Consider the following 14,225-nt stretch of genomic DNA (forward strand, 5'->3'; position numbering starts at 1 on the left):
TTGCCTTAATTTCATACTGCTGCCCATCGATTACTCCGAATAATTGCTTTTTGGTCGAGCAGTCGAAGACACTGATGGGTGCGATCGCCTAATAACCACTCACCGCGCAAATATGGAGTGATATTATCTGTTGTCGTTGGCGGCTGAATTGCCTCAACATCTAGCCACTCCATACCAACAATCTGTTCTACAGCTAACCCTATAATTGTTTCTTGATCTTCTACGGCAATAATCGGAATTTCTGCTCGATCTGTATTTACCGCAGATGTTTCACCTAAAAATTGTCCTAAATCAGCTACCCAAATGACTCGCCCGCGTAAATTCAGCGTCCCTAGCAGTAAAGGAGAAGTGTTAGGAATTGGTGTAATGCGATCGGGTGGTGCAGAAATCACTTCTCTAATTGCCATTGCGCTGAAGGCTAGCTCTTGACCAGATGCTAAGTAAAACCGTAAGTGCAGTTCTCCCTCTGGTCTTTCTAACTCTTGTAGCTGATTTGCAACTTGCTCTGGATTATCACTTGTTATTAATAATTCTAGATTACCGCTCATGGGGTCGATTTATCCTTGCAGCAGTTGTTTCACCGTTCCTAAAAATTCATTGGACTGAAAGGGTTTAACAATATATGCATCTGCGCCTTGTTTCATTCCCCAATGACGGTCAAATTCTTCTCCTTTTGTCGAGCACATGATCACCCGCACATTTTGAGTTTTTGGGTCTGTTTTCAACTTACGGCAAAGCTCATATCCATTCATTCGTGGCATGACAACATCAAGGACAACGATCGATGGACAAGACACTTGAATTTGCTCTAAAGCTTCAACCCCATCATGGGCGACGGTAACTTGTAAACCACTTTTTTGTAAGAGTTGTATGATAATTTCCCGTTGTGTGGGACTATCTTCCACAACTAAAACTGTTGCCATAACTATTAACTTATCTCCTGGATAAAACTTGCTAGCTCAGGAACTAGCTGTTCGCAAATAATTTTCAAAATAAAGTTGATGATTAAGTGTTAATATTTTTCTACATATATTCTAAATAGCAGTAATTGGTAGTTGTTTAATATTCAGATTTAATTTGATACACTATCTTGAAATTACTTAACTACAAATCTAAGTTAACGCTAACTCTGTGGGTAACCAAGCGAAAATTTACTGATTACTTTATTACAAATAGCTTGGTAAGTTTGCTGTCTTCAGTAAATCCACGGTAGCAGGTGTTAATAAATTATGATAATGCTATTAAATGTATTTGATTAAGTATACGAATCGCTAAAAAATATGTTAAAGGTTTCAAAAAAAACTTTTTTAAATTAATTTTTATAAAATCAAATAATTATAGAGGCTTGATTTAGTATTTCATTTTTAGATGGTTAGTTTAACAGATTAAAATCGTTTGTAAAAAACAAAAAAATACTAAATTAATTATTGAAAAAAATAGCTAGAACTTTAAGTTAAACCAATTCGAATTATTTGCACAGTTTAAAGTAATCAAGGTAATCTAAGAGGACAATCAGAGTGCTGTATTTAGCAGAAGTTCAAAAGCAAAAAAGCGGGTTTATGGGTGCTGGGAAGGCTGAAATTAAATTACTAGCCTTTCAGCGAAGCGATCAAAGTTGGAATCCTGTACCAGGTGAAGAAATCATTACAGCAGAAGAAGCTAGTAATTTTTCAACAGGAGCGCTTGTATTAGCAGATTTAAATGCAAATCGACAAGTGCAACGCCTGCAAGAAGCAGGGCGTCCTTTGGTTAATATTTTGCAAAGCTTCTCGCGCATACTCGAAAAGTTTAAGCGTCAGGAAGAAGAAATTGAGCAGTGGAAGCAGTCTTTGACTTACCAAAGTCAGGAAATGAATCGCCGCAACATGGAAATGGAAGCGCGTTTAGAACAACTTCAGCAGATGGAAGCTGAATTTAAAGAACTAGAAGCGCGACACCAAGAAATTGAATCTAGTCGTCAAGATTTAGCAACAGCTTGGGAGCAGCTACAGAGTGAACGGCGTCGTTGGGAAGAATCGCAACACTTAGGAATAGATGAATTCCAAGCACGTCAAATTCAAGAGTTAGTGGAGCATCTATCTAACAATGTACCTGATGTATCATTACGAGAAGAACTGACGCTTTTGCTGGCGAGTATTGCTACTGGACAAAATACTTTAAATCAGCACTGGCAACAACTAGAACAGCAGCAAATTTATACTCAAGAGCAACAACAAGAGTTTGAAGGCATTGTGCAAACGTGGCAAGAAAGCTTTACTGAATGGCAACAAGCTCAAAGCTTATTAGAACAATCTTTATCTGAATTAAAGGTACAAACTACTGTCTTAAGCTATAAACAAGAACACGCGCAGACATTAAAGTGGCAATTACAAAAACATGAAGAGTTATACCGAGAAGTGTCTCGAATTGCAGAATCTGTTACGCAAGTAGATGTTAGTGAAAAGGTTAACGTAACAGATTTAGAACAAATGCCCATTGAGCAGCTACAGCAGATTGTACAAGACTTACAGGAAGATTTAGCTAAGAATTCTCAGTTTGTTAGCGACCAAGAAGAAGAACTAAAATTGCAAAAGCAAGCTGTGGAAGAATTGCAAACACAATTAACTCAGAGTGATTCTTCAGAGCGATCGCACTTAGAGGCTGAGTTAGCTGAAGAATACGATCGCTACCAAATGCTGAATAAAACTTTAGTCGGGCAAAGGCAAAATTTGCGCGAGCGTAAAGCAATTCTCAAACAGCATCTACACGTTCTCTGGCGTCGGCAAGGTTGTCACAATTTTACGATGATTGGTGATGAGCCAAGTATAGATTTGCAGCCTGTGTTAGCACAAGTCGAAGACTTCAAGCAACAAAAAGCTGAGGAACTACAAAAGCTAGAACAAGAGCTTTCGCAAATAGAATCGAGCATTGTTTATCTACAGAGCTTGGTTAATACGCAAACCGAAATGCAAGCACTTAAACAACAGCAATGGCAAAATTTAGAACAGCAACTACACTCATTGCAGGCAAGCATTGCAGAAACTTCCGGCAAAATCAAGTTATCGCAAGAAGTCTTGCAACCACTTCAAGACAATTGGAACAGCCTACAACAGCAACTCGAAGCGATCGCCGCGACACTCAGTAATAGTGACCTGCAGCAAACAATCGCGCAGATCCGCCAGGTTCTGCAAAGCCTTATCCCAAGTATTGAAATGGCAGTACCTTAGTTTTTAGAAATCCAAAGACAATTTTGTTTAATTTGGGCGATCGCGCCGCCAGGTAACGGATCGGTTTGCGAACCATTCGGAGCTGTTATCAAAGTAGTGATTTTTTCAATTTGCGCAAAGCTGGGTGCCGTTTGCATTTGTTGCAGCACTCGCCGAATGACGCGACGTTGTAAAGCTAAAGGTGCGTTACGCAGAACAAGACAATCGAGCTTAACTGTTGCATCATTGCTCGTAATAGTTGCATTTTGCTGGAGTTGTTCGGCAGCTGATTCTAGGTATTCTACCTCTGCGTGGAAAATTTCTGCGGTCTGAGCTAGGGTTTGCTCAACTTTAGGATTGAATTGATGCAAATATGGTAAAAGTTCTTGACGAATTCGATTCCGCGCATACTTGAGGTCTTGATTAGTAGAATCTTCCCAAACCTGCAATTGCATATCTTGACAAAATTGTGCAGTTTCTGCTCGCGTAACTTCTAATAGAGGACGTACTAAGCTAATTTCTGGTGTGAGTGCGCGACACCATGTCAGTGCTTGCAAACCATCTGCACCACTGCCGCGAATTAAATTGTACAGCAGTGTTTCAGCACGATCGCTTGCTGTATGACCTGTAACAATATATTTGTATTGGTGTTTGTGCGCGATCGCACTCAAAGCTTGATAGCGCCATTGTCTGGCTGCGGCTTCGCTACGTAATGCGCGATCGGTAGTTTCGCTGTAGAAGGGCGTGTTCCACGATTGTGCTAGCTGAGATACGTAAGTAGCATTGGCTGCAGCATCACTCCGCCATTGATGATTGCAGTGGGCAATACCCAAATCCCATCCCCATTTAGGTTGTAAATCTAAAAGGAGTTTGGCTAAGCACAGCGAATCTTGTCCTCCTGAAACAGCAACAAGTATCCGACGGTCGCGTGGCAAAAGATAACGCGATCGCAGCGTACGATGTACCTTGGCGTGTAGTAGACTCCAATTCGAGCATTTAGCCATCAATCAGCCAAGCGCTTAGAAAAACCAACCGTAAGAATGTAGTCCTTTACCCAAAAGATTTACGCCCAAGTAACAAATCCAAACAACAATAAAGCCCGTTGCTGCTAGAATTGCTGGACGGCGCCCTTGCCAGCCACGAGTAATCCGTGCGTGAAGATAAGCTGCAAAGACAAGCCATGTAATCAGCGCCCAGGTTTCTTTTGGATCCCAACTCCAGTATGAACCCCAAGCTTCGTTTGCCCAAACGGCACCTGCAATGATACCGATTGTGAGTAGCGGAAATCCTAAACCAATTATGCGGTAGCTAATATTGTCGAGCGTATCTGCCAAGCTGAGGCGCTGAGGTGAGAGAGGTTCGGAAGAAACTGTAGATTGAGGAGTTTGCAGCGTTGTTACTGCCTCAATGACTGCAGTGCTGCTACCATTACTTTGAAAAGTTGTAACGCCGTTATCTGAATGAACTTCCTCGGTGGACGCGACTACTTCACCTGCTTTGTGCAAACCATAGCCATTGTTGCGATAACCACCAGTACCGACTGAACTACCTTGAAGGACGACTTTTTGCCCGCGAGTGACGACAAGAAACGCGATTGCCAATAGCGAACCTACCATCAAAGCAGCGTAACTCAACATCATCACGCTAACGTGCATCATTAGCCAATTTGACTTCAATGCCGGAACTAACGGTGCAGCAGATTGCATATCTTCAGGTAGTGTCAGTGCAGCAAAAGCCGTAATTCCCATCGCAACAGGTGCTGTTACAACTCCTACCAAGCGACTGCGGGTATTGTTTTCGGCGATCAGGTGGACAGTTGTTATTCCCCAAGTGAGAAAAAATAAAGATTCGTATAAATTACTGATTGGAAAATATCCAGCTTCTAACCATCTTGCTCCTAAGAGTGTGGCAATACACAAGTTAGCGATCGCCATGCCTGCAGTTCCTAACGCTGGAAGATAGTTGATGTTTGGAAATGCTGCTCCGATCCAATAGATCAACATTGTTACAAAGAGAATCGCGAACGAAGCATTATCTAATAAGTTCTGTAGTAAAACGAGATCCATAACAGTTTTTTGTGTTCTCTCACTTTTATCGAATCTGACTTGATAGTCAAGCCTAGCGAATCAATTCGCGGCTTTCTGCAGGGTAGTCCACTTTATGAACCGATAAACATAGATTTTGGTTATGTCACCGCAGTTTTTAACCGCTAAGCTATTTTGATCCTATCTGGTAGCGTAGCTTACTGTCTTATTAAGATAAAGCAAATTAAGTTAGTAGCTATTGACGAGTTGTTATTTTGCTTTCTCCAAAACCTTGGATTTGAGACTCGTCTTTTTCCAGCGAAACAAAAATATCATAACGGATACTGCGCTCGTCACTTACTGCCGTAGTTCCACCAACTGAACGTGTTGCTTCGAGTAAGACACTTTGTCCAGGAAGTAACTGCGGTAGAGGTAAAGCTTTGACTGTAGAATTAATGTTGAGGAAAAATTGCCCGTTGTTGGGATTAAGTTCTTTAGGGACTGTACTTTGAAATTCAGCTGTGTTTGCTAAGTTTGTTGCAGGTTGCGGTAGCAGGCGGTCGGCGATCGGCGCACCAAGCGCGACAAAAGCGACATTTTTGTCTAACCAGCCACGCGTTGCTGTCAGTGTTCCAAACGGTGCGATCCAGTTAGTTACTGTAGTGTTACCTAGCTGTGTTTGTTGTATTTTAAATTGATAGCGGCTTTGCAGTACTTGCTCTAGCTGTTGAAACGATTTGTTGGCTGCGGTGCGATCGCTTGTCTCAGCCATCAATACTAGCGAAAGTGCAAAATCTTGTTGTGTGTCTTGTGTTGAGGCAGGTACAACCGCGATTGAAAACTCGCGATTCATCCAACTGAGTAGATCGCGATCCAAATCTAACCCTGTCAGCGACTTAAAACCGGCTCTTAAATTCTCCGGTGGAAACGGCGTTAAAGGGTTTGACTGGGATGTTAACGTGTAGTCTTGCCACAATTGCTGAAGATTTCCGCTAGAAAGCATCATCAATGTTTCTGCTGGTAAACGGCGCTGCATTTGACCTGCATTATTTTCTACGCGATGCACGTGCTGGCTATTTGGCTTTAACCATGAAATACTTCTCAACCGAAGTCCTTCAGGTTCTATGGTAATAGTACTAGCGAGTCCTTGATTTTCTTGAAGACGGGCTAAGCCTTGCGGAATTGCCGCGAGTGTAGAATTAGTACTCGCAACTCGAACGGCTGCTGGGATATTAATATATACTTGGGCAAAGCGATTTGGGTGTGTAATTTTACTGATTGCTGCTGCGTATCCTGGAATGCGTGCTAAGGAAAGTCCACTTTGATAGGTGTCGATGGTTTTTTCTATGACTTGGGGGTTGTCGCTAACAATCACAAAGCGCCGATCCAAGACTGCGGCTGAATAATTGGTATTGCCTATGCTTTGTGTTTCTTGGATTAGAATACCTTTATAGTTGCGCGAAATCCACTTAGTTTGTTGCGTTCTTGGCGTTTCCCAAATTTGTTGCGCAGCAGCTCGATCGGCAATTGGTAGTACCATTAAGACAGCTTGATTTTGGTTAGTTGCATTGAGTTCAGGTGGTATAAAAGCAATTGTTGCTTCTTTGCCAATCCAAGGTTGAACATCCTGCTGGTAGTCGTAGCCATACGCCGTTAAGAAGCGATCGCGCAATTGTGTTACATTCTTTTCTATTTTGGATCGTGCCTGAAGTGTACCAAACTGGCGCAATTGTTGCCACTTATTTTCATCTGTAGAAACTGATATCGTCAGTAGTGCATCTTGCGGAACAACATTGGTTCCAACCGGCATTTGTGCTAATCTATTTTGTCGCGTTAATACCCAATAAGTAACCGCTCCAATGCCAATTAAGCAGCCAACAACAACGAAAATAGGAAGAACTTTTTTACTTTTTTCAGGCATGGCTGAACGCAAAATAAATAGAGAGTTTTAGTGACGTTACTGCAATGACATGACGACAGGCAATTGAATTTTGGAATATTTTTTTTGGTCTAACAAGTTAACAAAACAACAATATTTTGGTGTATAGTGCTGTATTTTCCCAAAAGCAGACGAAGTTAATTTTAACTAATTCTTATCGCAACTTGTTTTTTCGACTATATCGTCCCCGTACTTAAACTTGACTTAACCTAAGTCTGCCAAGTTATTTATGGTGCCTAGACTTACTGAATACGAAAAACACCAGTACGCTCACTTAGGCTAAACCTGAGCTTGTGCTACTAAGCGTTAGGTAAATCAAAGTTACTCCTGAAGTAAGATGAAATGTATGGGCTTTTATGCAAGTGAAGGTGGCTTAAGCAATTACTGACAGTTTGTTTCCACTCTGTGGTGACTTTTCTTGTAAGCAACCTCGATTATTTCTCGAATTCTCTGAAAAACTTTGTGTTGAATTTGTTTCCAATTGTCAAGAACCATATGCCGTTACAAATTTCTAAGTCAAAAGCCTTTATTGCGCCTCTAGCTGCGTTAGCTTTAGGTCTAGCTGCCTGCGGACAACAAACCACTACACCTGGTACCGGTACAAACGGAAGCCCAGCAGCACAACAAGGTCCTAGTGTCAACATTAGCGGTGCTGGTGCTACTTTTCCTGCGCCTTTGTATCAGCGATGGTTCACTGAATACGCTAGAAATGTTAACCCTGGTGTTCAAGTCAGTTATCAATCTGTTGGTAGCGGTGCCGGATTAGAACAGTACATCAACGGAACAGTCGATTTCGGTGCGAGTGATGCGCCAATTCAGGGCGATCGCTTAGAGTCTTTTAGACAAAAGTACAATGCTGACCCAATCCAAGTACCAATGGCAGGGGGTGCTGTGCCCCTCGCCTACAACTTACCAGAAATTGAAGGACAAGAATTAAGACTTTCGCGCCAAGCTTACTGTGGTATTGTTACAGGAAAAGTAACTCGCTGGAACGATCCACTAATTGCGCAAGCCAACCCCAATTTAAACTTACCAGATAGACCAATCACCTTTGCGCATCGTTCAGATGGTAGCGGAACGACATTTATCTTCGTCAATCACATCAATACGGCTTGTCCAGAATGGCCTGCTGGTGTTGGTACATCAGTGAACTGGCCCACAGGTGTTGGCGCTCAAGGTAACGAAGGTGTCGCTGCGCAGATTCAGCAAAACGAAGGTACAATCGGCTACATCGAATATGCGTACGCCAAGCTAAATCAAATTCCTACCGCTTTGCTAGAAAACGCTTCAGGAGAATTCATCGCACCAACACCTGAATCAGCCAGTGCTGTGTTCGATGGGGTAGAAATTCCAGAAGATTTTGCCCTACTTGTCCCAGATTCGGACAATCCAGCAGCATTTCCTATTGCTGGTTTAACTTGGATTTTGGTGTATCCCACATACCAAGATGCCAACAAGTGGCAAGCAATGCGCGGTGTATTTGAGTGGGCTTTAACAGACGGCAGACCTATTGCAGAAGAGTTGGGTTATGTTCCCATGCCAGACAGCATTGTAGAACGCGTTCGTCAAGTATTTGATGAAAGAGTTAAAGCGGGATAAATAGTTAAAAGCATGGCTAGCAGCAATTAACTACTGCTAGCTACAGCCTTTGTTGTCAACAAGCACACTTTATTCAGAAGGGAAATCATGAGTGCGGTAACTGGAGAACAACCACGGCAAAAATGGCGAGGGTTAGAAAGGAAAAATGATGTTGTAACCACATTTGACCGAGTTTTTTACTGGTTAGTCATCTTAGGCGCAGTTGCAATTGGTGCAGTTCTTTTATGGATTGCCGTACAAATTGCTATCAGTGCTTGGCCCGCAATTCAAGCTTACGGCGTACAGTTTTTGGTTACAACAACGTGGGATCCAGTTCAAAACATCTATGGTGCATTACCACAAATTTATGGAACCATTGTGACATCAATGATTGCTCTTGTAATTGCAGTTCCTTTAGGAGTTGGTGTCGCAGTTTTTTTGAGTGAAGATTTTATTCCTAACTCGATCCGGACTCCTATTGCCTTAGCAATTGAATTAATTGCTGCGATTCCGAGTGTTGTCGTTGGGTTGTGGGGAATTTTCGTATTTATTCCGTTTATCCGCCCTTTCTACAACTTTCTGTACGACAACTTTAGCTGGATTCCCTTATTTAGTACGCCACCTAGGGGTAATAGCTTATTAACATTGGGTATTGTCTTAGCAGTCATGATTTCACCCACAATTATTGCAATTTCTCGTGGTAGCTTACTTGCACTACCTCGCGACTTACGTCAAGGTGCGCTTGCTTTAGGGGCAACTCGTTGGGAAACTATTTTGCGAGTCTTAATTCCAGCTGCTTTCTCTGGTATTGTGGGTTCGGTCATGCTTGCCTTGGGTCGAGCGATGGGTGAAACAATGGCAGCAGCAATGCTTGTAGGTAACGCTAACCAAATTACTCCATCCTTGCTAGCTCCAGGAGCTACCATCGCGTCCTTAATTGCGGCTCAATTCGGAGAAGCTGGTCGCGCTCAGGTTGCCGCTTTACTGTACTCTGGCTTAGTTTTAATGATTTTGACGCTAATTGTGAATATCTTGGCAGAAATCATTATTCAAAGATTCCAAAACATTGAGTAAAGACTTTGATATAAGCAAGCATGAGGATATAAAGAATATGGCAACTGCTGACGGCAGATTCTCTGAAGATGGTAGAGAATCAAAGATTAATTTAACTCGCTCTGCAAGAACGCCTTTCCGAAATTCGTTTGATACCTTCATGACGATTTTGACTGGCGTTTTCACAATCCTAATATTAGTTCCTCTAGTCGCCATTGTTTGGGATGTAGCTAGAGAAGGTATTGGTCAATTAGGTATCCAATCTTTTACTGAGTTACCTCCACCACCAGGATTGACGGAAGGCGGCTTTGGTAATGCGATTATCGGTACTATCTATACTCTAGGAATTGGAGCAGCTTTTAGTGTACCGTTGGGAATTTTAGCTGCTGTTTACCTTTCAGAATTTGGACGCGGTACTAGGCTTGCTTATATAATCAAGTTTGCAACAAACGTTTTAGCTGGAGTTCCGGCAATCATAGCTGGTTTGTTTTCTTACACTGTTGTGGTATTGACAACTGGGACATTTTCTGCGTTTGCTGGAGGCGTAGCACTATCAGTTGTCATGGTTCCCATTGTGCTACGCGCTACAGAAGAAGGATTATTGCTTGTTCCACAAGAAATGCGTCAAGCAGCTGTTGGCGTTGGGGCAACAAAGTTTCAAACAATCTCTCGCATTGTGATTCCAGCAGCTTTACCTTCTATTGCTACTGCAGTCACGTTGTCTTTGGCGCGTGCGGGTGGAGAAGCCGCACCTTTACTATTTACAGCGTTGAATAATAACTTCTGGTCAACAGATGTCTGGGCACCGATCGCCACACTACCAGTTCTGATTTATTTCTACGCGATCATTCCCTTCAGACCACAGCAGCAGCTTGCTTGGACAGCGGCTTTGGTTCTGTTAGGGCTCATTTTGATCGTGAGTATTTCTTCGCGCTTACTAGCACGTAAAAGATTTCAATAATTATTGACTGAATAGTGAAAAGCAAGATTTGAAACTATAAATCTTTACTAAATTCATACAGCCATGAATCCTGACACAATCAACTCACCAAATTCTAGAAATACTAATACAACGCAAGAAGCGATTTTACGCGCTGAAAATGTTTCCGTAACCTATGGTTCCTTTCAGGCATTACGCGGTGTCAGCTTAGATATTCCTAAGAACCAAGTCGTCGCTTTTATCGGACCTTCTGGTTGTGGTAAAAGTACGCTATTAAGATGTTTTAACCGCCTCAATGACTTAATTCCTGGAACAAAAGTTGGTGGAAAAGTAACCTACCAGGGTATTGATATTTATGCTGATAAAGTAGACCCAGTACAGGTACGCCGTAGAATTGGAATGGTGTTCCAGAAACCAAATCCCTTTCCCAAATCAATCTACGATAACATCGCTTTTGGCGCAAGGATCAACGGCTACAAGAAAAGTGAAATGGATGAGATTGTCGAGCGATCTCTTCGCCAAGCCGCATTATGGGATGAAGTGAAAGACAAACTCAAAGAAAGTGGTTTATCTTTATCTGGTGGTCAACAACAGCGTCTCTGTATTGCACGGACAGTTGCGATCGAACCTGATGTTGTTCTAATGGATGAACCTGCTTCGGCACTCGATCCGATATCTACCCGCAAAATAGAAGAACTCATTCAAGAACTGAAAGAAAATTACACAATTGTGATTGTGACGCACAATATGCAGCAAGCGACACGGGTTGCTGATTATACTGCATTTTTCAACGCTGAGGCGGAAGAAGGTGGAAAACGCTTTGGCTATCTAGTTGAGTACGATAGAACAGAAGCAATTTTCAACAATCCAAAAGAAGAATACACGCGACAGTACGTTAGTGGTAGATTTGGTTAATTTTGTTGAAATCTCTATAACACCTTGTCCATCTTCATTAGTTGTGGCGAGGTTTTTTTATACCCTTACTTGACTTGCTACTCAAGTAACAGAAATAGCTTCGCGGCAGACACTACAGCTATAGCAGTCGTCAATGTAGTTGAGACGTCAAAAAGGCTAAGGGTCATTAATCCAAGTAATTTGTAACTTTGAGCTCTGACCTCTACCGTACATGAAAGAAGCACTGTAGGAGTTCGCGCAAGTGGATTTAGTTTTTATTCGACGCCTCTTACTAAAACGGGGGAAATCCTAGTAACGCAGTGGCTTCTTAACAGAGGACATCTCTACAAAGAAAAAGTATCTCCTGAAGCTAGCTACCTATTTGAGCAACTCATCAGATTTATGTGTTAGGGCATCACGAGACTTCTACTAAGGTAGTAGTGGATAATGAGATGATGAATCAAGCCAATTGGTAATCTTACTACTATCCTTACGAATGTGAAGAAAATAGTGGCTGTTCCCCGTCAAATACTATGGTCTTTAGTTGGTTTACTCTTGACGATTAGTGGCACTTTTATCGAAGCGCATTTTACTAGCGCCCCTTGGAGTTGGAACCACTACGGCATTCAGACGACTCCTTTAGGAGTAACGTATCAAATTGGAGCAGTGCTGCTTGTCGGTTGTTTAGGAGGCAAAACAGCTGGCGCACTTTCTCAAATTGCTTATATCGTGCTTGGCTTAACCTGGCTACCTGTATTTTATCAAGGTGGTGGCATCAGCTATCTCAACCAGCCTAACTTCGGTTACATACTGGGTTTTATTCCAGGAGCCTGGGTATGTGGTTTTCTTGCCTTTAAAACTTCCAACAAACTAGAGTCACTTGCTTTCAGTTGCTTGTGTGGTTTACTAGCGATTCATTTAACTGGAGTAGGCTATCTCATTTTGAACTATATTATTGGTGCGGGGTTTGCACAATTAACGCTTTTAGAAGCAGTATTGAGATATTCTGTTTATTCACTACCAGGGCATCTCATCATTACTTGTGCAGTAGCAGTTTTATCTTACTGTTTGCGGCTCGTTATGTTGTATTAGTTTCCAGTCGATTACTGTATCTAGGTTTTAGATTGCATCTAAAATCTCAGTATTTTTAATTCTCATGCGTGTAAAAAATCGTCTTTTCTGGATTGTTGCCGTTATCAGTTTAGTTATCGATCAGTTAACTAAATTTTGGGTAGTGCAAAATTTTTATTTATCAGAAACGCAACCCCTTATCGAGGGAGTATTCCATCTTACTTACGTCACTAATACTGGCGCAGCTTTTAGTTTATTGAGTGGTAGAGTTGAGTGGTTGCGCTGGCTGTCTTTGGCTGTGAGTTTGGGGTTAATGGCACTAGCCTGGTTTGGAGGAGTCATGCGGACTTTTGAACAATTAGGCTATGGATTCATTTTAGGTGGTGCGCTAGGGAATGGAATCGATCGCTTTGTTGCAGGAAGCGTTGTTGACTTTTTAGATTTTCGCCTGATTCAGTTTCCCATCTTTAATTTTGCCGATGTATTTATTAACATTGGCATTGTCTGCTTACTCATTGCTACATTTGCACAGCCAAAAGATACTCCTCGTAGATCTCGATGAAAATAAGGGAACCTACTAAGCGTAGATTCCCTCAAAGTCAAGATTTATTCGGTCAAGCTCAATCGCCTTGGTGTTAAGTCCTAAGGCGTTACACCTTCACTCGGGTTGCTAGGTGCAGCACTGTCAGTTCCGGGCGCAGGCATCATTGTCCCACCTGGTAAAGGCTCCGAAGGACGAGATTCAATTCGGTCATCAATAGGCGCATCTGGACTAGTAGGTGCTGCAGCACCGTCAGGAGATGTGGGGCTATCTGTGGTGCCAGGTACTGGTGTTGTTGCATCTGGCGCATTGATTGGGCTTTCAGGCGCTACTCGCGTACCGCCGCCTGTGGGAGATTCTGGAGGTAAAGTTGTACCATCAGTAGGTCCAGCTGGCGGAGTCATGGTACCTGGAGTCATCGTACCATCTGGTCCTGGCAGTGGTGTTACTGGCGGTGCAGTCGGATCGAGTGGAGTCGTACCTTCTGGGGTTACGGGTGGAGTTGTTGGCGTTACAGGCGTCGTTGCATCAGGGGTTGTTGTGCCTGTAGGTGCTGGACCTGTTAGCGGTGTACCACCCTCGCAGCGTGAGTTGAGTGGAAAACGCTCGCATAGAATTTCTAAACCTTGTGGTGAAAGCTCAATCTCTGGGGTTGGAGTTGTTTCTTGAGCTACAGCATTGCTAGATAATGCCAGAGTCAGAGCAGTACCAAATAAACCTACGTATCTTATTTTCACACCACTTAACCTCAACACGTTTTTGGGATCATTAAATCAGAGGAAAATACATCATAAATCTACCCTAATGTGGATACATATGAGATTTTTGTATGTATAAAACCCCCTTAATAAGGAGAAACATTGTTGTGGGGATAGTTTCAGGAAACCGATAATATTGTTTTATCGTCTTAATAAGATTAAAGAATACATTTAGCGATCGCACGTGACAACAGACAAGGAATCACTTGACTCAGTAGGTACTATGAGCTAGTGAGTAAAAT

General features: G+C 42.4%; 13 protein-coding genes. 7 read left to right on the plus strand and 6 right to left on the minus strand.

Features of this window, described 5'->3' with window-relative positions; all coding sequences use genetic code 11:
• Positions 1–11: 11 nt before the first annotated feature.
• On the minus strand, positions 12–548 hold the full coding sequence (locus tag B1A85_RS03655; protein ID WP_104545538.1) for a chemotaxis protein CheW: 537 nt from the start codon (positions 546–548) through the stop codon (positions 12–14).
• Positions 549–557: 9 nt separating this feature from the next.
• Positions 558–923 carry a response regulator transcription factor gene (locus B1A85_RS03660; RefSeq protein ID WP_015187576.1) on the minus strand — a complete coding sequence of 122 codons (366 nt, stop codon included), beginning with the start codon at positions 921–923 and terminating at the stop codon, positions 558–560.
• Positions 924–1,517: 594 nt separating this feature from the next.
• On the opposite strand from B1A85_RS03660, the gene hmpF reads away from it, so the two are divergent.
• Positions 1,518–3,206, plus strand: a complete 1,689-nt coding sequence (gene hmpF / locus B1A85_RS03665) for a pilus motility taxis protein HmpF (RefSeq protein WP_104545539.1) — start codon at positions 1,518–1,520, stop codon at positions 3,204–3,206.
• On the opposite strand, the gene tilS is transcribed toward hmpF, so the two are convergent.
• From tilS to B1A85_RS03680, 3 genes are all read right to left on the minus strand, one after another.
• A complete protein-coding gene (gene tilS, locus B1A85_RS03670) occupies positions 3,203–4,189 on the minus strand; it encodes a tRNA lysidine(34) synthetase TilS (protein WP_104545540.1) in 987 nt (328 codons plus the stop codon). The two genes, hmpF and tilS, sit on opposite strands and share 4 nt — an antisense overlap.
• Before the next feature lie 15 nt (positions 4,190–4,204).
• The gene (gene ccsB, locus B1A85_RS03675) at positions 4,205–5,251 is read right to left on the minus strand and encodes a c-type cytochrome biogenesis protein CcsB (RefSeq protein WP_104545541.1); all 1,047 of its coding nucleotides are present in this window, start codon (positions 5,249–5,251) and stop codon (positions 4,205–4,207) included.
• Between the two features lie 214 nt (positions 5,252–5,465).
• Positions 5,466–7,130: a DUF3352 domain-containing protein gene (locus B1A85_RS03680; RefSeq protein ID WP_104545542.1), complete on the minus strand. Its 1,665-nt coding sequence runs from the start codon at positions 7,128–7,130 to the stop codon at positions 5,466–5,468.
• A 513-nt stretch (positions 7,131–7,643) separates the two neighbouring features.
• Here B1A85_RS03680 and pstS point away from each other — a divergent pair.
• The 6 genes from pstS (at position 7,644) to lspA (ending at position 13,246) form a co-directional block, all read left to right on the plus strand.
• Positions 7,644–8,747: a phosphate ABC transporter substrate-binding protein PstS gene (gene pstS, locus B1A85_RS03685; RefSeq protein WP_104545543.1), complete on the plus strand. Its 1,104-nt coding sequence runs from the start codon at positions 7,644–7,646 to the stop codon at positions 8,745–8,747.
• A gap of 87 nt (positions 8,748–8,834) precedes the next feature.
• Positions 8,835–9,800: a phosphate ABC transporter permease subunit PstC gene (pstC, locus tag B1A85_RS03690; RefSeq protein ID WP_104545544.1), complete on the plus strand. Its 966-nt coding sequence runs from the start codon at positions 8,835–8,837 to the stop codon at positions 9,798–9,800.
• Between the two features lie 37 nt (positions 9,801–9,837).
• Positions 9,838–10,740 (plus strand): phosphate ABC transporter permease PstA, encoded by a 903-nt coding sequence (gene pstA / locus B1A85_RS03695; protein ID WP_104545545.1) that lies wholly within the window; start codon positions 9,838–9,840, stop codon positions 10,738–10,740.
• A gap of 63 nt (positions 10,741–10,803) precedes the next feature.
• Positions 10,804–11,634, plus strand: coding sequence for a phosphate ABC transporter ATP-binding protein PstB (gene pstB, locus B1A85_RS03700; protein ID WP_104545546.1), 831 nt, complete (start codon positions 10,804–10,806; stop codon positions 11,632–11,634).
• 486 nt (positions 11,635–12,120) lie between these two features.
• Complete coding sequence (locus B1A85_RS03705) at positions 12,121–12,705, plus strand: biotin transporter BioY (RefSeq protein ID WP_104546292.1); 585 nt, start codon at positions 12,121–12,123, stop codon at positions 12,703–12,705.
• 64 nt (positions 12,706–12,769) lie between these two features.
• Positions 12,770–13,246: a signal peptidase II gene (gene lspA, locus B1A85_RS03710; RefSeq protein WP_104545547.1), complete on the plus strand. Its 477-nt coding sequence runs from the start codon at positions 12,770–12,772 to the stop codon at positions 13,244–13,246.
• Between the two features lie 80 nt (positions 13,247–13,326).
• Here the strand turns inward: lspA and B1A85_RS24255 are convergent, their stop codons facing one another.
• On the minus strand, positions 13,327–13,962 hold the full coding sequence (locus B1A85_RS24255; protein WP_210404158.1) for a hypothetical protein: 636 nt from the start codon (positions 13,960–13,962) through the stop codon (positions 13,327–13,329).
• Positions 13,963–14,225: the final 263 nt, after the last annotated feature.

Origin of the sequence: Chroococcidiopsis sp. TS-821 (assembly GCF_002939305.1) — a bacterium.
Taxonomy (GTDB): Bacteria; Cyanobacteriota; Cyanobacteriia; order Cyanobacteriales; family Chroococcidiopsidaceae; genus Chroogloeocystis.